General features: G+C 32.1%; 27 protein-coding genes. All 27 read left to right on the top strand.

The window, feature by feature from the left end; all coding sequences use genetic code 11:
- The first annotated feature begins 70 nt into the window (after nucleotides 1-70).
- Nucleotides 71-298, top strand: coding sequence for a hypothetical protein (locus tag OD91_RS04275; protein ID WP_144895157.1), 228 nt, complete (start codon nucleotides 71-73; stop codon nucleotides 296-298).
- Nucleotides 295-537, top strand: coding sequence for a hypothetical protein (locus tag OD91_RS04270; RefSeq protein ID WP_144895156.1), 243 nt, complete (start codon nucleotides 295-297; stop codon nucleotides 535-537). The genes OD91_RS04275 and OD91_RS04270 overlap by 4 nt, the downstream gene beginning before the upstream one ends.
- Nucleotides 537-692: a hypothetical protein gene (locus OD91_RS13445; RefSeq protein ID WP_186434400.1), complete on the top strand. Its 156-nt coding sequence runs from the start codon at nucleotides 537-539 to the stop codon at nucleotides 690-692. Before OD91_RS04270 ends, OD91_RS13445 begins: the two co-directional genes overlap by 1 nt.
- A 257-nt stretch (nucleotides 693-949) precedes the next feature.
- The gene (locus tag OD91_RS04265; protein WP_144895155.1) at nucleotides 950-2,173 is read left to right on the top strand and encodes a phage portal protein; all 1,224 of its coding nucleotides are present in this window, start codon (nucleotides 950-952) and stop codon (nucleotides 2,171-2,173) included.
- Nucleotides 2,166-2,795, top strand: a complete 630-nt coding sequence (locus OD91_RS04260) for an HK97 family phage prohead protease (RefSeq protein ID WP_144895154.1) — start codon at nucleotides 2,166-2,168, stop codon at nucleotides 2,793-2,795. The genes OD91_RS04265 and OD91_RS04260 overlap by 8 nt, the downstream gene beginning before the upstream one ends.
- Before the next feature lie 2 nt (nucleotides 2,796-2,797).
- Entirely contained in the window at nucleotides 2,798-4,060 is a 1,263-nt protein-coding gene (locus OD91_RS04255) for a phage major capsid protein (RefSeq protein WP_144895153.1), read from the top strand.
- A 79-nt stretch (nucleotides 4,061-4,139) separates the two neighbouring features.
- Complete coding sequence (locus OD91_RS13440) at nucleotides 4,140-4,301, top strand: hypothetical protein (protein WP_186434399.1); 162 nt, start codon at nucleotides 4,140-4,142, stop codon at nucleotides 4,299-4,301.
- A 4-nt stretch (nucleotides 4,302-4,305) separates the two neighbouring features.
- Entirely contained in the window at nucleotides 4,306-4,875 is a 570-nt protein-coding gene (locus tag OD91_RS04250) for a head-tail connector protein (RefSeq protein ID WP_144895152.1), read from the top strand.
- Nucleotides 4,865-5,203, top strand: coding sequence for a phage head closure protein (locus OD91_RS04245; RefSeq protein WP_144895151.1), 339 nt, complete (start codon nucleotides 4,865-4,867; stop codon nucleotides 5,201-5,203). The genes OD91_RS04250 and OD91_RS04245 overlap by 11 nt, the downstream gene beginning before the upstream one ends.
- Nucleotides 5,196-5,702, top strand: coding sequence for a hypothetical protein (locus OD91_RS04240; RefSeq protein ID WP_144895150.1), 507 nt, complete (start codon nucleotides 5,196-5,198; stop codon nucleotides 5,700-5,702). Before OD91_RS04245 ends, OD91_RS04240 begins: the two co-directional genes overlap by 8 nt.
- Complete coding sequence (locus tag OD91_RS04235) at nucleotides 5,703-6,062, top strand: hypothetical protein (protein WP_144895149.1); 360 nt, start codon at nucleotides 5,703-5,705, stop codon at nucleotides 6,060-6,062. It abuts the gene before it with no gap.
- A gap of 7 nt (nucleotides 6,063-6,069) precedes the next feature.
- Nucleotides 6,070-6,474 (top strand): phage tail tube protein, encoded by a 405-nt coding sequence (locus OD91_RS04230; RefSeq protein WP_144895148.1) that lies wholly within the window; start codon nucleotides 6,070-6,072, stop codon nucleotides 6,472-6,474.
- Between the two features lie 3 nt (nucleotides 6,475-6,477).
- Complete coding sequence (locus OD91_RS04225) at nucleotides 6,478-6,819, top strand: hypothetical protein (RefSeq protein WP_144895147.1); 342 nt, start codon at nucleotides 6,478-6,480, stop codon at nucleotides 6,817-6,819.
- 188 nt (nucleotides 6,820-7,007) lie between these two features.
- On the top strand, nucleotides 7,008-7,184 hold the full coding sequence (locus OD91_RS13435; protein ID WP_186434398.1) for a hypothetical protein: 177 nt from the start codon (nucleotides 7,008-7,010) through the stop codon (nucleotides 7,182-7,184).
- On the top strand, nucleotides 7,181-9,748 hold the full coding sequence (locus OD91_RS04220) for a phage tail tape measure protein (RefSeq protein WP_144895146.1): 2,568 nt from the start codon (nucleotides 7,181-7,183) through the stop codon (nucleotides 9,746-9,748). Before OD91_RS13435 ends, OD91_RS04220 begins: the two co-directional genes overlap by 4 nt.
- A complete protein-coding gene (locus tag OD91_RS04215; RefSeq protein WP_144895145.1) occupies nucleotides 9,748-12,705 on the top strand; it encodes a hypothetical protein in 2,958 nt (985 codons plus the stop codon). Before OD91_RS04220 ends, OD91_RS04215 begins: the two co-directional genes overlap by 1 nt.
- Nucleotides 12,702-12,845: a hypothetical protein gene (locus tag OD91_RS13430; RefSeq protein ID WP_186434396.1), complete on the top strand. Its 144-nt coding sequence runs from the start codon at nucleotides 12,702-12,704 to the stop codon at nucleotides 12,843-12,845. The genes OD91_RS04215 and OD91_RS13430 overlap by 4 nt, the downstream gene beginning before the upstream one ends.
- 2 nt (nucleotides 12,846-12,847) lie before the next feature.
- The gene (locus tag OD91_RS04210; RefSeq protein ID WP_144895144.1) at nucleotides 12,848-15,322 is read left to right on the top strand and encodes a tail fiber domain-containing protein; all 2,475 of its coding nucleotides are present in this window, start codon (nucleotides 12,848-12,850) and stop codon (nucleotides 15,320-15,322) included.
- Complete coding sequence (locus OD91_RS04205; RefSeq protein WP_144895143.1) at nucleotides 15,309-15,734, top strand: hypothetical protein; 426 nt, start codon at nucleotides 15,309-15,311, stop codon at nucleotides 15,732-15,734. Before OD91_RS04210 ends, OD91_RS04205 begins: the two co-directional genes overlap by 14 nt.
- Before the next feature lie 100 nt (nucleotides 15,735-15,834).
- Nucleotides 15,835-16,266 (top strand): hypothetical protein, encoded by a 432-nt coding sequence (locus tag OD91_RS04200; RefSeq protein ID WP_144895142.1) that lies wholly within the window; start codon nucleotides 15,835-15,837, stop codon nucleotides 16,264-16,266.
- A 1-nt stretch (nucleotide 16,267) separates the two neighbouring features.
- Complete coding sequence (locus OD91_RS13425) at nucleotides 16,268-16,438, top strand: hypothetical protein (protein ID WP_186434394.1); 171 nt, start codon at nucleotides 16,268-16,270, stop codon at nucleotides 16,436-16,438.
- Nucleotides 16,439-16,448: 10 nt separating this feature from the next.
- Nucleotides 16,449-16,685 (top strand): hypothetical protein, encoded by a 237-nt coding sequence (locus tag OD91_RS04195; protein WP_144895141.1) that lies wholly within the window; start codon nucleotides 16,449-16,451, stop codon nucleotides 16,683-16,685.
- Entirely contained in the window at nucleotides 16,682-16,870 is a 189-nt protein-coding gene (locus OD91_RS04190) for a hypothetical protein (protein WP_144895140.1), read from the top strand. The genes OD91_RS04195 and OD91_RS04190 overlap by 4 nt, the downstream gene beginning before the upstream one ends.
- Before the next feature lie 2 nt (nucleotides 16,871-16,872).
- A complete protein-coding gene (locus OD91_RS04185; protein WP_186434393.1) occupies nucleotides 16,873-17,313 on the top strand; it encodes a M23 family metallopeptidase in 441 nt (146 codons plus the stop codon).
- Nucleotides 17,314-17,315: 2 nt separating this feature from the next.
- Nucleotides 17,316-17,747 carry a hypothetical protein gene (locus OD91_RS04180; RefSeq protein ID WP_144895138.1) on the top strand — a complete coding sequence of 144 codons (432 nt, stop codon included), beginning with the start codon at nucleotides 17,316-17,318 and terminating at the stop codon, nucleotides 17,745-17,747.
- 29 nt (nucleotides 17,748-17,776) lie between these two features.
- Nucleotides 17,777-18,439, top strand: coding sequence for a hypothetical protein (locus tag OD91_RS04175; protein WP_144895137.1), 663 nt, complete (start codon nucleotides 17,777-17,779; stop codon nucleotides 18,437-18,439).
- Between the two features lie 565 nt (nucleotides 18,440-19,004).
- On the top strand, nucleotides 19,005-19,463 hold the full coding sequence (locus OD91_RS04170; protein WP_370511739.1) for a response regulator: 459 nt from the start codon (nucleotides 19,005-19,007) through the stop codon (nucleotides 19,461-19,463).
- Nucleotides 19,464-19,470: the final 7 nt, after the last annotated feature.

Below are 19,470 nucleotides of genomic sequence, written 5' to 3'. Positions count from 1 at the left end.
TATTCTAACTAGTTATAACCCAACAAAACTTACAATCACCTAAAAAACAATTAATTAAAAATAATAATAGTTGAAAAACCAACCTTTTTTTACATGGCTAGACGATGCAGAGTTGAGAAATCAACTACAGAAATCTGTGGTAAACTCTAAGGGTAAACGTTTTGAAACTCAAAAAGATGTTTCTAAGACCTTAGAAATCTCATTAACAAAAATTAAAGAAATCGAAAACGGAAGTTGTAAAGATTTCAACGCTATAAACAACTACATCAACTACTTTAATGAGCCTATAATACAATGACCCAACAACAAAAAGCCGAAGCATATCAGAAGGAATTACAGTCGCAATTATATGTATTAATGAAACGCTTGGCAACCAAGCAAGCTTTTTTACAATACTACCATAGTATTTTATCAAAATGTAGATCGCAAAGAGCTGCTTTTGAGGTGGTTAATTTACTGTATTATTTGGTTTTTGATGAAGAACTATATAATTCCTATGATGCGTTTAGAAAGTATAAAAACAAAAATTTAAAATAATGGATTTAGCAAAAAGAAAAGAAGCTTTAGTAATACACTACTTCTTAACAGAACAGAATAACACCCAAGTTAGAATTTCTGAATTAACAGGAGTTAAAGAAAGTAGAATCAACACAATTTTAAATAAGTACTTAAAATCTAAAACAATACAATGAATCCAAATTTAAAACTAATCTTAGTTATCTTTTCAACCTTTTTAATCGCTTTTATAACGTCATTATTATTAGAATTAGAATTGTTTAAAAATTTAGTACGTTATATTTTAGTGGTGTTATTAATAATCTTCGAACTGTATTTAGGTTTTATTGTCTATCAATCACTTTATAAAAAATAATTTAATACTGCGGAAAAAATTCCACACTTTTTACATCAAATAGCAACAATTTAGCACCGTCTAAAAGCGGTGTTATTTATGATTGTTGACGCATTACAGCAAAATTACCTACAAACAAGATCGGCACAACCAGTATCTTCTGGTGGCTTTCTTGGTAATTTCTTTGGTGGTGGTGCAGTAACTAAGAACGGAACAGTAGTAAATAACAATTCAGCGCTTACATTATCAGCTTTTTATAACGGAATCACAATACTGTCAAACGACTATGCAAAATTACCAAAATCTGTAATAGTAAAAGCAGATAATAACAGAACGCCAGACTCAAAACACGTAGTAAATAACTTAATTGGTACGCGCCCAAATCAATACATGAGTGCGTTTAATTACGATTCTATAATGATGCAATGCGCCATTTTAAAAGGGAACGCATATTCAGAAATTGTACGAAATAAATTTACAGGCAAAATTGAATCGCGCCAATTTATCAACGAAAATAAAACGCCTGTAACGGTAAAGGAGTTTGAAGAAAAATTATTCTATCATTTTAATAATAGAGTTGTTCCTGCGGAAAACATGGAGCATATTATTGGTTTTTCAGATAACGGAATTACAGGGATTGGTGTTGTGGCTTATGCTGCAAAAAGTTTAAGTGTTCCTTTAAAAAGTCAAGAGTTTGCAGAGGAGTATTACAGGTCTAAAGGAATTGGTGTTGGTGTTATAACTAACGCTGTACCAATAAAGGATGACGCAAAAATACGTTATGCAAAGGCGGTTTCAGACCAATTAAGTAGCGCAAATCCGTTTAAAGTTGCAGTTTTAGATCAAGCAGGTAGTTTTCAACATGTAAAACTAACACCACAAGAATCAATGTTTTTAGAAACCAACAAACACGCAATAGAAGAAGTGGCGCGTTGGTTAAACATTCCTTCACATAAATTAAAATCTACAGAAAATAGTAATTATTCAAATATGGAATCTCAGAATATAGACCACACGTCTAATTCGGTGCTTCCATGGTCTATAAAATTTAGACAAGAACAAAACGAAAAACTATTTACTGCAAAAGAAAAAGCGAACGGATATAGAATACATCATAATTCAAATTCATTATTAGAAGCTGATAAAAAAACGCAGGCCATGTGGTTTAGTACGTTGGTTTATTCTGGTGCTATGACAAGGAATGAAGTTCGTAATTTGTTAGATATGAACTCTTTAGCTGGATTAGATGAGCCGTTAACGCCTGTAAATATGGAAACAATGGCGCAGATTCAAAAGAAATTAAAAGAAGTAGAAAATGAATAAGCAAGATATAAATAAGGTAGTTGTTAGAGATGCTTTTGTTAGAGAGACAACTGCAGAAATGATTGAAAATAGACAAGTAGATTTTGTTATTTCTAGTGAAGCAATAGATTCTTATGGTACTGTTTTTAAAATGGATGGTTGGGATTTAAAAAGGTATTTACAAAACCCTGTGGTGTGTTATCAGCATAGAAGTTCTACAGATAATCCAGATGATTTAATTGGTGTTTCTACGCTTAGAATTGAAGATGGAAAATTGATTGGTAGAGTAACTTTTGAAGAAGCCGATGTAAATCCAAAGGCCGATAAAATATTTAGAAAAGTACAAAACGGAACCTTAAAAATGGCTTCTGTAGGTGCTAGAATTTTAGACGCTCATTATGGCGATGAAAAAGCAGGTGAAAATGCAGATGTGCTTTATTTCGATAGAGCAGAATTAGTAGAATGGTCTGTAGTGTCTGTGGGAGCAAACCCAGAAGCGCACAAAAGAAACGCGCAAACATTAGAAGAAATTAGAACAGCATTAGTTGTTGATGTTTCTGTTGTAGAGCAGGAAGAAATAAAAGTTAACGAAAATAGAAGTGTTGAAGAAGCACAAATAGTAATTAATAAAAATAGAATTTAAAAATGAAAAATTCAACAGAGTTAAAACAAGAACGTGCTTCTAAAATTGACGCACAAGAAGTAATTATGAATGCTGCAAAAGGTAGAGCAGAAGGTGAAAGAAATTTAACGGATGCTGAAACTGTAAGGTTTGATGCGTTACAGGTAGAAGTAGAAGCATTTGATGTGGATATTGCAAGAGTAGAAAAGTTTGAAGCAAACCAAGCGGCTAGGTCTAAATCTGGCGGAACTATTGGCGCGCCTGTAATTCATGGTCCTAAAAAAGCGGAGCGTTTTTCTTTGCTTAAAGGATTAAGAAACTTAGCAAACGGTAAATCTTTGGTTGGTGCAGAAAAAGATTTGCATGATCAAACGCAAGAAGAAATGCGTAACCAAGGCTTGGAGACAAAAGAAGGTTTAGTGTTATCAATGCCAATGGAAAACAGAAACCAAAATGTAGATGGATCTTCTGGTGCAAAAGGTGGTGTTTTAGTTGCTAGTACACCGCAATTAATTAGGCCGTTACAACCAAAAATAGCAATTGAATCTTTAGGTGTTAATGTTATGAGTGGTTTAGTGGGTGATGTTCCGTTACCAACTTCTGGTGCTTTCACTTTTAGTTATGCAGCAGAAAACGCGCCTGTTAATCCAACAGATGTAAGTTTTTCTGGTCCTACATTAAAGCCGAAAAGATGTTCTGGGGTTGTAGATATTTCAAAAAAATTATTAGCTCAGACTTCTTTTGATATTGAAGCTTATATTATAGAGCAAATAAATATAGCATACGGTAACGCTGTAATGCAAAACGCAATTTCTGGCTCTGGTGGTGCTGCGCCAACTGGTTTGTTAGATTTAATTACTACAAATATAAATACAACTGCAGGTGTAGGAACATATAATACGGTAGTTGCTTTAGAAGGTTTAGTAGATGATGCAAATGGTACATCTGTATCAAGAGGTTATTTATCGGACACTAAGTTAAGAGCTTCTTTAAAAACTACTAAGATAGATGCAGGTTCTGGTATTTTCTTAACAGATGGTAAAGAGTTAAACGGTTATAATTATTTAGCAAGCACTTTAGTTCCAACGCTAGATACAAACAAACATCCATTAATTTTTGGAGATTGGAATCAGTTAACAGTAGGTTACTGGGGTTCTATTTCTATTATGGTAGATCCTTACACGCAGGCAGCTTCTTCTAATGTTAGATTAATTATAGAAGGTTTTTCTGATGTAGCAGTAGCAAATGAAAAAGCATTTGCAGTAAATAAAGTGATGACGTTATAGTAATTGTTTTCATAATTTGATTATTGGTTAATTGAAAAAGCCTGTTAAAAATGGCAGGCTTTTTTTTAAAAAACAAAAAATGGCAAAGCAAGTAAATAAGTCTAAAGGATTAAAGATAAAAATTTTATTACCAGTAGCTGGTAAATATTTTTTATCAGCAAATGTTGGTGATGTGGTATCATATCCAAAGGCATTAGCAGAAGAACTAGTAGAAGATAAATACGCAGAATTTGTAAAATAATATCATGGCTAGAATAATAGATGTAGCACATACGCCAACTGAGTTAATAACCAAGGCAAAGGCAAAAAAACAATTAAATATAGAAACTTCTTTTACAGAAGATGACGATTTAATTCAAGATTGTATTGATGCGGCAATTGCTTATGCAGAACGTGCAACCAATACTATTATTACAGAAGCTAAATATCAAATTACAGGAGTAGATTTTGCTGATGTATTATCGTTTGGGTATCAAAAAATTAAGTCGTTAGATGAGTTTACCTACAAAGATGAAGAAGGTAATGTACAAACATTATCTGCAGATAGTTATAGTTTAAATACCGTAGATGATTTCGAAAACAGAATCTGTTATACAGAAGGTGTTACGCTTCCAAAGGTAAAAGCGTTTACACCAGATGCAGTATCGTTTAAAGTAACCTGTGGATATACTAAAAAACCAAAAGATTTAATCAAGGCAATTATGTTATTGATTACAGATTTTTATGAAGTTAGAGGTACAACGGTAAAAGAAAAAAACACAACTGCAGACGTTATTTTTCAATCGTATAGATATTATAAAGTAGATGAAAAATAGTGTATTTCCTGGTGAATTAAATGTACGTATAGAAATCAAAAAAAAGACTTCTACACAATCGCCAACAGGTGCGCCAGTAGATACAATAGAGTTGTTTAAAAGTTGTAGAGCAAAGCAAATTGATCTACGAGGTAATGAAGAAGAAGATGGTAAAATTCGATTTTTAATAACTACCGAATTTATTGTTAGGTATGATAAAGCACTAACAAAAGGAAAAATAAATGATATGATGGTGGTAGATGATGAAGGGTTGGAATATCAAATAATATCAGTAATAGATAAAATACCAAAGAGGTATTTATCAATAAAAACATTAAGACGTGAGTAAGTCGTTAGTAGAAATTACAGGGTTTAATGAGTTAGAAAAAAAACTTAAAAACCTAACTAACGATAAAGTAAAGAGTAGAGAAGTCCGTAAAATATTAGGTCAAGTAGCAAATCCAACTGTAAAAGCAGCAAAACAATTAACGCCAAGTGCCTCAGATATTAAAGTAAACGGTAAAAGTTATTCAAGAAAAAAACGTCAAGTAAGAAAAACGGTAGTAGAAGAAAATTATACTGCTGGAATGGGTAAAAAAAGTATTGGTAAAAAAATGTTAACCAAGGCAAAAAACCCGATGCTAGTTGTAAGAGCAAGAGATATTTCGATTGGTGGTAAAAAGAAATATGGTGGTTTCTATTTAAGACAGTTTATTCTTAGAGGAACAAAAAATATAAAGTCGAATCCATTTATGGATAAAGCATATAACCAAACAAAAGGATTGGTTACTGCAGCAGCAGAAAGTAAGATTACTAAGTACATACAAAAAGCAATAGATAGATTATAAATGTTAGTAGCAATATCAAGTAAAGTTTATAGTGATTTAAGCACGTTTAGTGGCTTAACAGCTTTGTTAGATAATGGAGTTAAAGGCGTAAGGCCTTTAATAGCAGAAGAAAAAGATGGCGATGCGTTTGTAACTTATTTTGTAAGGTATCAAGGAACAGAATCTAAAGATAATGCTATACAGTTTCAATTAATTACCGAAAGTTGGGCTAAAAAATATGATGATAGTTTGGCAATAGCAGATCAAGTAACCGCGGCATTAGGTGTTAGTACAGAACAATACAGACAGGTAAGCGGAACACCTAAATACACAGAAGAAAATATAATTTATACAGAACAAATATTTAACATTTTAAAATAAGAAAGTCATGTTAGCATACGAAGGAAAAATGCGAATTAAATCGGGAACAAAAACATTTAAGCACGAAATTGAGTGTAATATTTCTATGAATGTTGCTATGCAAGAATTAGCGACAAAAGATATAGTTGGAAAAAATTATAATCCACAAGATTTAGAATGGTCTATGTCTGGTAGCGGTATTGCTGATAATCCAGAGGGTGCGGGTGAGTTAGGTATAAAAGATTTAGCGGATGCGATGAAAGCTAAGCAATTAGCTGCGTTAGAAATGACTGATGGGGTTGCTGGCAACATGGCTATTTCTGGTAATGGTTATTATGAGTCTTTAACAATTAAATCTGCTAACAAAGAAAAGGTTACTTATGATTTTTCTATTAAAGGAATTGGCGAGCCAACTTTTGCAACAAACGCTTAATCCATGCATTTAACAATTAACGGTAAAAAATATCCAGTAAAATTTGGCTTCGGTGCAACACGTAGAATTGTAGAGTTTTACGATTATAGTAAGCCTTCAGATTTTGGAAAGTTGGTTAAGAAATATAAGCTTGATAAGCTAGAAGATCCATCTTTTGAACAATATTCTTTTTTGGGACAGTTTTTTAAATGCGCTGTTTTAAATGCGGGTGCAGAAGATGATTTTTCTGTAGAAGATGTTTTAGATACGGTAATGAAAACGCCAAATGCTATGGAAAATCTAATTGCAGAATTTACTAAATCGCAAATTAAAGAACCAGTAAACCCAGAGAGTAGGGGAAACTAAAAGGGTCGAAAGCAGAAGTTTTTGACCCAACATTTGATGAATTAGAACAAGTTGCTTGTGGAGAGATAGGGTTAAAAATAGATGAGTTTTATTTTTTAGAACCACGCCAGTTTAATAATATTTTAGAAGGGTACAGGCGTAAAGAAGAAGATAAGTATAAGAGTGATTGGGAGCGTTCTCGCTGGCAAATGTATTGCAGTTTAATTGCTTTTGGTGGTGCAGAAAAATTAAAAATAACAGATGTATTACCGTTTCCTTGGGACTCAGAACAAGTATCTAAACTAGAAGAAAAACAACCAATATCGCAAGAAGAACAAGATGCTTTTTGGGATGAATACGATAAAAATAAGAAATCTACTACGTGAGTTTAGCTACTATAAATATAAAATTTGCCGCAGATCTAAAGTCCTTCTCGACTTCTATGCAGAATGCTAATCGTAAGATTAGCAAGATGGGTAAAAACATGCAGAAAATGGGTTCAAACCTTTCTGTTGGTTTAACTGCGCCTATTGTTGGTTTGGGTGTAATTGCTTCAAAAACCTTTTCGGATTTTGAACAAGAAATGGCAAAGGTTCAAGCTGTTAGTGGCGCGGCTGGAAAGGATTTTACAGATTTAAAAGATAATGCTTTAGATCTGGGTTCGGCCACTCAGTTTTCTGCAAAACAAGTTGCTAGTTTGCAGCTTAATTTGTCAAAATTAGGTTTTTCATCTACTGAGATTTTAGCAGCTACAGAGGCTACTATTGATTTAGCAATTGCTACTGGTGAGGATTTAGCTGGAAGTGCTACGGTAGCTGCTTCAACTATTCGTGGTTTTGGATTAACGGCAGCGGATACAGGTTTTGTTGTAGATGTTATGGCTAAATCTTTTTCTTCATCTGCTTTAGATTTAGAGAAATTTAAAACAGCAATGGGGGTTTTAGCTCCTGTAGCTAAGACAGCTGGTGAAAGCTTGTCAAGTGCAACAGGTTATTTATCTATATTGGTAAATGCGGGTATTGACGCAAGCACAGCGGGTACTGGTTTGAGGAATGTTTTTTTAGATGCTGCAAAAAGTGGTCTTAGTTTTAGGGATGCTTTGAGTAAAATTAATAATTCTGCAAATAAAAACATAACCGCGCTTTCGTTGTTTGGTAAGCGTGGTGCTACGGTTGCTACGGTTTTGGCAGAAAATATAGAAAAAGCAGATGACTTAGCGGAAAGTTACTCGAATTCTTCTGGTGCTGCTAAACAGATGGCTAGTATTGTTGAAGATACGTTAGAGGGTTCTATGTTACGTTTAAAATCATCTATAGAGGGTTTATCAATTTCTTTTGGCAAGGTTTTAGCACCTGGTATTAGAAAAGTTGCTAAGTATTTTGGTGGTTTGGCAGATTCTTTTAGAGAATTATCACCAGAAACAAAGAAATCTATAGTTGTTTTCGGTGCTTTTGCTGCGGCAATTGGTCCTTTATTAGTTGCGCTGGGTTTATTAATGACTACTGTTGTACCTGGTTTAATTACTTCTTTTGGTTATTTACGGGCTTCTGTATTATTGTTACAAACAGGTTTTATAAAGTTAACGGCAATTATAGCTGCGAATCCATTTGGAGCGTTAGCTGTTGCAATTGCAGCGGCGGCTAGTTATTTTGTTTTTTTTAGAGAGGAAACGGAAAAAACAGTTAAAACACAAAGTTTACTAGTTCAAATAAATGATACAGCTGCTAAGTCTATTGTAAACGAAAAAGCGAAGTTAACGGAACTGTTGGCTATTGCTAAACATGAGGGAGTTTCTAAGGCTCAACGATTAAAAGCGTTAAAAGAAATAAATAAAATTTCACCTAAATACTTAGGTCATTTAACGTTAGAAACAATTAATACGGATTTAGCTAGAGTTGCAGTCGAAAAATATAATAAACAACTTTTAGAAACTGCAAAAGTAAAGGCCGCGCAATCTAAGTTGCAACAAATACAATCTAAAAAAATAGATATAGAAATTTCTGAGGCAAAGAAATTAGTTAAAGATGCTAAAAAATTAAAGCAGTTAAAAGCTGATGCTGTTACTATAGAAGATCGTTTAAGGGTTCGTACTTTAGAGAAGGTTGGATACGGTAAGGTTTCAAATGGTATTCATGCTGCGCAATTGCAGCAATTACAGCGCGAAGAAGATTTATTACTAAAAATAATTACCGCCAACAAGGTTAAAAATAAAGTTGTTTCTACTGGTGTAGCGGTTAGTTCTGGTAAAGCAAAAAGACCAACTGCGGTTGGATTAAATCATGGTTTAAAAACTAAAGGGCCGCAAGCAACAGGTTTAGGAATTGCGGATGGTTTAAGTGAAGAAGAAAAAAACATTGATACATCGCTTACAAATATAAATAACCGTTTTATAGATTTTTCTGAACAGACGTCGAACGTTGTTTCTGCAACGGCGGTAAATGTATTGTCTAGTTTTGGTGAAATGATTGCTGGCTTAGCAAATGGGTCATTGTCTATGGGTGATATTGCTGGTGGGTTAATGAAAACTATTGGTGATTTAGCGGTTCAATTGGGTAAGGCGGCTATAGAAATTGGAGTGGGTATGTTGGCTATTAAAGCTGCTTTTACCAATCCTTTTACTGCAATTGCTGCTGGTATTGCATTAGTAGCTATAGGTACATTAATAAGTAGTGCGGCTAGTATTACTTCTGGTAATAATAATTACGCAGGTGCTTTTGCAAATGGTGGTGTTGTTGGTGGTAACTCGGTGGTAGGAGATAAGTTATTTGCTAGAGTTAATAGCGGTGAAATGATTTTAAACCAACGCCAACAAAAAAACTTACATGGTATGTTTGGTGCTGCTGGTGGTGGTGCTGTAGAAGTTAATTTAATGCCTTCAATAGATTTTAGTGGAGATAAGTTTAAAATCATGTTGGATAGGGTAGAAAAAAGAAACGCTAGAAAAAGATAATGCATCAAGCGGAAAAACTAAATATTAGAATTGTAGATACTATAGAAAATAGTAGACAGTTGATTTTTGAAAATACATCTGTAGAGTCTCCGCGTTTACTTTGGAATGGTCAAGATGATAAATTTGCGAATCTAAATACTAGCGAATTAGTATTTAATATGTTGGTTACTTCTGCAGATGAAGGGGTGTTTTTTCATTTGTTTACAGGTTTAGAAACTCGCTTTAAAATATACTTAGAAGATATTACAGATGCACAAAATGTAAAGGTATTGTGGACTGGTTTTTTATTACCAGAACAATTTAGCGAGCCTTTTATAAACAAAAATTTCTTTGTAGAGTTTGTGGCTACAGATGGTATTGGTCGATTAAAAAATCAAGTATTACCAAACGACTTTTATCGAGATCATAAGTCGATTTTAGAAGTAATAAATAGGTGTTTAACTTTTACAGGATTAAAATTAAATGTCTTGTTTGCGCCTGCAATACAAAATACTGGCTTCGATATTTCTTACCAGGAGTTAGAAGTAAATACAGCTTCTTATTTAGAAGGTGAAGATAAAAAAAGTGTGTATGATGTCTTGGTGGATTTACTAACTTCTATTGGTTGTAAATTGTTTCAATACAATAACCAATGGATGATTATTGGTATTAATAGAATAAATCATACTACTATTTTATTTAAGAAATATGCGCCAGATGCGCAAATGGTTTTAAAGTATGTAGAAGATGTAACCTTAGAGCGTTCAATTTTAAATAACAAGTTTTTTGCTACGCCAACTATTTCTATTGTGCCGCCTTTGCAATCGGTTACAACTACATGGAATCATAATAATGATACGTCTTTAGTGCCTGCTGATATTATAACGCATTTACCAAAAAACTTAGTTACAGATGTGGCTGATGAAACTGTTTTGTATTGGCAAAAAAAAGGAAGTAAGAATTTTACTTTTAAGGTTTGGCAGTATGCTTTTAGTAATTATCAGACAGTAAATAATTTATTACAATATAAATCATGGCCAGTAACTGCAGAAACTTTTATGATAAAAGTAGATCAAGGGCCTTATGTTTATTTTGATACGTATGGTGAAACTCTTACGGTAGCAGATTTAGCAACTAATTATGTTAATTTAGAAACACCGTTTTATATAGAAAAATCTAAAGGTGATGAAAATCTATTGTCTTTAAAAATATCTTTTCATTCTTATTTAGCAAAAACTACAACGGTAGATGAATTAAAAACCTTGGTTAAGGATAAGGATTTAGATAGTCATTTCTTTTTTTCAATTACCAAAAAATCTGCGCCAACTCAGTTAGATTCTGCGGCTAAAATAGTGGTTTCAAACTTTATAACTACTCAGCAACCAGAGTCTTTATATGATTTTGAGTATAAAGAAGATGCTGGTAAATTGTTGGTTGCGCTAGATATTAAGGATTTTAAAATTACAGATGCTGGGTATTATAATTTAAGAATTTATCCATCGGTAACACATGCTAAGTTTTTAGGAGTTCAAATATATAAGTCTTTAGTGTTGGAGTTAAAAACAGGTAAGGAGATAAAGATGACCAATACTAGAAACTTAAATTATACTACTTCGCATAGTGTGGATGTGTTTCATTCAGATAGTTTAATGCCTTTGTCTAAACGTAGATTTAGTTTTGCAAAGTCTGTTCAAGATAAATTAACTGCTAACACGTTATTGCCGCAAAGTTTTTCTTTACAGAAAACATTTTATAACACAACACCTGTTAATCAATCTGGCGTATTGTGGTATCATCATATTATAGTTGGTTTATCAAATGAAGATTATGTTAGGTTACAATCTGGGTATCAATTATATGTTAAAAAACCAAATGTAGCAGCGGTAAAAGTTGCTTTAGATGATTATGTGGTAAAAATTGATGAGTCTTTAGGTGGTAAGATTATCGAGCAAAAAAACTATGTAAATATTTCTTCTGGCGCAGTATATGTAGATGCTGTAGATGAATTGTTTTGTAAAATAAATACGGATGCTTCTAATACGGTAGATTATGTCGGTTTTTGGTTAGATAAATGGAAACGATTTAATTATACAGAATCACAATCGTATTTAGAATGCTTAAATCAAATATATCATGGATGTTTAAAAGAATATAATTTAAGTATAAGCGGATCTTATATTGGTTTGGTTAGTCCTTTTGATTTAATAGAGTTTAGTTATAAAGGAGTTCGAAGATATAATCCTGTAACGTTAGAATTAAATTTAACAGAAGGTGTTACAGAAGTGGGTTTAATAGAGTCTAATTATGATGATATTTATTTTCCAAGTATAGCAACATTTGAAGAAATTGTATTGGAAGCTATAAAAGTTACGCCAATTATTTCTATAACGGCTTTTGTTGAAGAGCCATCTGCTTTTTTCCCTATCTGGGGTATAAATGTGTTTCATGTTTTTGGTGGTATTGATCCTGTAAATGCAACGCTTACTGCTAAGCAAATGACAAACACAATTGCAAATGGTGGTGTTTACACTGGTTTTGAAAAAACGGTAAATGTAACAGCTGCTTACAGTAATGTGTTGGTTTCTTTTCCTTTTGTTATTGGTGCGCAAGCTGGTTATTATGAATTGGTTACAAACCAAGGTGGGGTGTTTAGTAATGTTGTGTATGTGGAGATAGCTACAAATGTTTCTACACCATCACAAGGAGTGACAATTAATAAAATTGATATAGGTAATTCTAAAAATACGGTCATAAAATATGGAATTGATTATACTGGGTTTACACCCATATTAGTTAAGGAGTATTTACAGCAAGTAAGTGTTTTTGGTGAAGTTATTGGTGCTCCTAGGATTACGGTAATTAGTAATGTGGCTTCTGAAATAGAAACTCCTAATTATGGGAATGGTTTTTTTAATCTTCATTTAGAAGCGGATGGTTACGTGTCCAATAAAATTGGATTTATGACATTAATAGTATGATAAATAATACAGTACATCAATTAACTTTTAAAGTTAAACAGTATAAAATAGAAGATTCTATTGGTGGTGTAAATACACCTTGGAGTTTTGGTAAGTCAGATGATTTATTTAGTGATGATGATGTTTTTAAAATTAGTTAGGTATGGAAAAAATTAATATTGTAGGTACTGGTGATAGTGGGCCAGTAGGTGGTGGAAAAATTAACGAAAACTTTAAAGAGTTAGTAGATAAGATTTTTGGGAAAACAATCTGGGATGGTAACATTTCAGAGTTAATTGGTTTGGATGGTTTACCAACAAATAATAAGAGTTCTTTATTAGCTGCCATCGCGGAAACGTATTATAAAGCAAGTTCTATAGATGACACCTTAACAACATCAACTATCAAAACCTGGTCTATAGATAAATTAAATACTACGTTTGTAGATAATTCTGAATTGGCTGCGGCTGTAGCTAGTTTAGTTGGTACTGCGCCAGAAGCTTTAAACGCTTTGGGAGAACTGTCTGATGCTTTAGGTGATGATCCAAATTTTGCAACCACTACGGCAACTTCTTTAGGAAACCGCCTAAGAATAGATGTAAACAACCAAAATCTAACAAGCACACAAAAAACCAACGGTATCACAAACTTAGGTTTAGAATCTTGGATAACAGCGAAAGGTTATTTAACCTCGCATCAAAGTTTGAGTGGTTATGCTACTCAAAGTTGGGTTAATTCAAGAAATTATTTAACGAGTTTACCTAGTAATTTAGCTTATACTAATGTTAATAATAACTTCTTAGTAAATCAAACTTTTGGAGGTGTTATGGAGTCAACTACAAATGGTAACAGGTCAAAAGGAAATTTAAGTTTAGGGTTACGGTCAAATAATACTACCAAGTGGCATGGTATTACTGGAACGCAATATGCTCACACGAATGAATCAGAGGGGTATTCATTTATAAATGGTTTATCCTCAATAAGTTATAATAACATTAACATTGGAGGAGGTTTAGCAGAACAAAATAGCGCTAATAAAATTAATTTCTACACAACACCTTTAACTAATACTAGAACAGGAACTGTAAGAGCTACTATTGAATCTAATGGACTCTTAAATGCAAAATATAATTTTAGGGTAAATGGCACTTCAATTCTTGATGATACTGTATTAATAGGTACAACTGTAGATTCTGGTTATGCATTAACTGTTTGGGGTACAACAAGGTTACAATATGATGTAACAATTAATGAAGATTTAGCAGTATCAAATAATGTAAGTATTGGACAAAACTTGAATGTAATAAGTGGAACAATAACAACTCCTTCAATTAAATTAACAGCAGGAGCAACCAATGGATATTTTTTACGAAGTGATGCGGCAGGCAACGGTACATGGCAACCAATTTCCGCAAGTCAAGTTTATAAAGGAACGTATAATGCTTCTACTAATTCGCCAAGTTTATCAAATGGAACAGGAACAGGAGGTGATTTCTATAGGGTAGTCGTAGCAGGAACTAGAGATTTCGGAGCAGGTAATATAACATTCGCAGTTGGTGATGATGTTAGTTATACTGGTAGCGTATGGGAAAAAATCCCTGCACAAAGTTATATATTACAAACTGCATCTTCTTCTGTTTTAGGAGGAGTTAAGGTTGGTGATGGATTGAGTATGTCAGGAGAGGTAATGTCAGTTAGCAGTGATGTCGCTAGAAAAAATATTGATAACAATTTTTCAGTAAATCAAACAATATTAACTGATACACCTATATTATCTATACAAGATTCTAACAGTACAGGTAATTCTCAAACAGGTTATTTAGCTTTTAGAGATGATACAAGTACTGTAAGAGGATGGATAGGGTTTGGAGATACTAATAATACATATTTGAATATAAATAATATATATGATTTAGTTAATGGAGTTAGAATAAATAATAATACTGTTTATCATGCGGGTAATTTTGTAGCTGGAACTAATTACGTAACTCCTTCTACATTATCTAGCTATGTTCCTGTTACCACATTATCTAGTTATGTACTTAATACAGCTCTTACTTCTACACTATCTAATTATATAACTAAAACAGGTACAGCTAATCAAGCAATAGCAGGTGCTTTAGAGGCTAATCAATTTAGATTAGATGCTAATAATTATATGGTATTTGATTACAACCAATCTACTAATTCAAAAATAAGATACAATGATGGTTTAGGAATGGATTATCACTCAGAAGATAGTAGACATTCTTTTTATGGCATAGGAGCCACATTTGCAGAAGTTAGAACTGGGAATATAATTACAACAGGAACAATAACTGCAACAGGTAACATAACATCTAATTCAGATAGGAGACTAAAGAAGAATATAAGATTAATACAAAATCCTTTAGATATACTTAAAGAGCTTAGAGGAGTTAGGTTTGATTGGATAAGTAGTGGTAAATCTGATATAGGCTCTATAGCTGACGAAATAGAAAAAGTGACACCAGAATTCGTAGTAACCGCAGATGATGCTATGAAAACTAAGTCAGTAGATTATGGTAGAATAAGTTCGTTATTGATTGAAACAAATAAAGCATTATTGAATAAGATAGAAGCACTAGAAAATAAATTACAACAAAATGGCATTACCTAGTAGCGGAGTTATTACATTTGATATGATAAAGACTGAATTAGGCCTCACAGGAGCACAATCTCTAAACGATTTGGTTCAAGCATCTAATTTAGCTGATAAAACAGCACCACATAATATTCACCAATTTTATGGGTATAGTCATGCACCTACTATAAAATCTACCATCGTATCTGTAAATACGGTAGCCTCGCCATGTGATTACCACTCAGGAGGGGATATTACTAGATATTTTATAGGTACGCAAAATAGACCAGTTGCAGGAGACGTCATATACACAAATAGCGCAGCGACCATTGTATTTAACGGTGGGGGTAATTTATATAATATATCAGTTCAAGAAGGAGGACTATTCACTATGGAGATAAGTACCTCGGGTGTAGTAGGCAGTATCAATTGGTGCGGCTATCCATAATAGTAAAAATAAATTATTAATATAAAATACTTAAAAATATGTACGCAACACCACACACATTAGTAGGATTCGCAATGTCTAAGAATTTAAAGTTAGTTAGATGATGCAAAAAAAACTAAATAATATCATTAAAAAACTAACCCCAACAAGAGGGTGGTTAATTCTTATCTACTTTATAGTAAACGGATTATTCTTATACGATTTTCTAGCTTATCAAGCTATTATATATACTGCTGCATTAATTGGTTTAAGTTGGTGTTTTAACTTAACACCAGCAACCGATAAACTAGCGCATTATTACTGGGGTGTTATTTATTCGATGATAACTTTTATTGTGGTTCAATTCTTTTTATCACCAATAGTATCATCAATAATAGCGTTGATTTTTACATCTTTTTTAGCCTACAAAAAAGAGCAAAACGATGGTAAACTAAAAGCAGACGGAACAAAAAAAGGGAATAAAGAAATGTTGGATTTTGTATTTACAATTATTCCAGCGATACAAATATTATTAATTATAATTTTTAAATAAAATGACGAAATCAGAAGTAAAAAAAGAGGTTAAATCTGTAATAAATGAGCAGGAGAAACAAGCGTTAACAATTGTTTTACAATCGTTAGAAGTGGCTAAGTTTAGTTTAGATGATGCTGCAATTTTAAAAACTTGTAGAGACGTTTTAAAACCTCTTATAGTTAAAAAGTAGAAAAAATATTATGAAAAAGATAGAATATGTACTTAGAAGACTGTTAAGAAATATATTATTTCTAGCTGGTTTTATTATTGTTTTAATGCCGTTTGTGCCAGCTTTTAAAGAGTATGTATTTGATGCTCCAGAAAAAGAGTTTGCAGCTAAAGAGGTGTTAATAGTTTCTTTAGGTGTTTTAATCTTTACGGGTGGGATTTTTTCAAACAAAATGGTTGATGCTATAATAAATAAATTTTCAAAATGAATTTAAAGATAGAGGGTTTTTTAGCTATGATAACTATGGGGGTTACGCTTGTTACTGGAGATATAATGATAGATTTTGCTGTAGGTATTTCTGTTTATTTTTCATCAAGATTATTATATAAACATTATGGTAAAACCGTAGATGCTTTTTTTATAAGATTAAAAAAAAGATTATTTAAGAAATGAAAATGCATCCGCCACTAGCTCAAATAATAGATAGAGGAAATGACCCAACAGGATTCGGTCATTTCGGAGCGAAAAGAGGTTTTTATAAAAACGGTAAACGAAGGTATCATAAAGGATATGACATAGTTTCTAAGATTGGTGAAGATGTTGTTTCTATGATTGATGGAGTTGTTACAAAAATAGGTTATGCGTATGCAAAAGCTTTACAATTTAGATATGTAGAAGTAACAAATGATACTTTTCGAGTTCGCTTAATGTATATAGAACACGATTATGTAAAAGTAGGTCAAAAAGTTTGTTCTGGTGATAGAGTTGGCTATTGTTTAGGGATTGCAAATTACCATAATAGAAACAAAAAGAAAGGTCAACTATTAATGATAAATCATTTACATATTCAAATTTGGAAAAACGGAAAGTTAATTGACCCTAAACAATATTTATAACTATGTATAGCGCACCACACACGGCAGTAGGTATTACCTGCACAATGTTAACGTATAAGTTAACAAACAATTTAAACGCCTCTTATTTAGTTGGGGGAATAGCTGCTTTTATGTCTCATTATTTTGTAGATTATTTAGGTGAAGCTGGTTTAAAAAAATCAGAACTATTTAAGTTTGATGTATTACCAAATATTGTGATTCTTTTAATAGGATTTGTAAGCGGTAATTTTTGGCTTTTTCTGGTAGGCTCTACAATGGGAAATCTAATGGATATAATAGATAAGAAATTCTACTTATCAATATTTTACCCTAAAAAATATCCAGCTACTTATTTTTTTCATACACAAACACCGATAATTAAATTTACAGAAAAGCAAACTAAAATAGCTGCCTTTGTTTCTATTTTGATTTGCATAACCTTAATATTCATATAAAATGAAAAATGTTTTAGGAGGATTTTAGAATGAAAAAAGATATTTGGTACATATTAATAATTGCGGTTATTTCACTTTTGTATTTTCAAAAATGTGAGAGCAGTAAGTTTGATTTAAAAATAGCAAATAACAATTTAGAAGCTGCAAAAGACACCATTACTTTCACCAAAAACAAACTAGGTCAAACAGTAGCAGACAAGCAATCTGTAATATTTGACAACGCTAACCTTAGAAAAATTATAGACAAGAAAGATGTTGAAATTCGAGAGGCAACAAGAAATTGGAAATCAATTTTAGCAGCAGCAAAACTAGAACAAAAAATACAAATAGATACTTTAAAAATCCCCTTTGATGTTCCTGTAAAATATGATTTCGAAAGATTTTTTGAATACAAAACAAATTACTACCATGTTAATGGTGTTGCAACTAATACAGGTGTAACGGTTGGTAAATTAGAAATGTTCAATACTCAAACTATTGTCTTTGGTAAAAAGAGAATTGGAATGTTTAAGACAGAATTTAGAGCAGAAGTAACGAATTCTAACCCATTAATAAAAACTACTGGTTTAGATAGCTGGCAAAAAATAGAGAAGCAAAAACGCTGGGGCATTGGCGTAGGATTTGGAGTCGATATTCCAACCTTTAAACCTACAATTAACCTATCTGTTAATTATGATTTAATTAGATTTTGACCAGGCTAAAGCAGTTCGAATAGTTAAATCAACATATTTATTAATTTCCTTATCTAAAAAATCCGTTTGTTGCTTTGTTAAATTGGCTTCCATGAATTTTTTATTAATATTTCTACCTAATTTTTGAAGGATTTCAAATTTAATTATATCATTTAAAATTGAATCTTTATTTTTTAGACCTACAAATGGATGATTTAACTATACAAATTTGAATCGTTCGAAGCATTTTCGAGACTCTTTTTCGCATGTTTTTTTTAAATCAGTTATAATCATGACTGGTAAATATAAGGTGTTTATATTATTTAAAATTGTGTATTTATTGTGTATTTATTTTAAAATATTTATTATAATTAACTGTTATTTAGTTGATTGTAATTTTTTAAAAAGTACCTTCTAAGGAGGCGGTCGAAGGTTCGAATCCTTCAGGGCTCACTTAAAGGTTTACCATTTTGGTAAGCCTTTTTTGTTGTTTATTGTTACTATTTAGAATAAAATGAAATTTCCGTTTATCGATAAAAAACAACCTTTTAACGTCTGTTCAAACGTTTTTAACTAAAGTATAAATTTGAATACTATTTTTTCCCCACTTTTGTATGATATTAAAGAACAAACAATGGTGTCTTACAACATACTCTTAATTGAGGATGATGAAATAGAAAGAATAAAATTTAGAAGAGTCTGTCAAAAAAACGGAGCTTCTCATAAGATAGTTGAAGCTAGCAATGGTGAGAAGGCTTTGGAATTACTTCAAAATAAAGACGAATTACCTAATATTATTCTTTTAGATTTAAACATGCCAAAAATGAATGGGTTAGAATTTCTTAAAACACTTAAGAAAGACGATGCATTAAAGTATGTTCCAATCTTCGTATTATCTACATCAAATAATTATAAAGACATTAAAGATTGCTATAGCTTAGGAGTTTGTGGTTATTTAATAAAACCATTACACTTTGAAGTTTATAAAGAGAAAATTGCTTGTTTTTTAAATTATCTTACTTGCAACGAATTTGTATTTGATTAATTATACT

The sequence above is a fragment of the Lutibacter sp. Hel_I_33_5 genome (genome assembly GCF_007827455.1).
Classification (GTDB): domain Bacteria; phylum Bacteroidota; class Bacteroidia; order Flavobacteriales; family Flavobacteriaceae; genus Polaribacter.
Note: the sequence above shows the minus strand (reverse complement) of the source record. Positions and strands in the feature narration are given on the sequence as shown.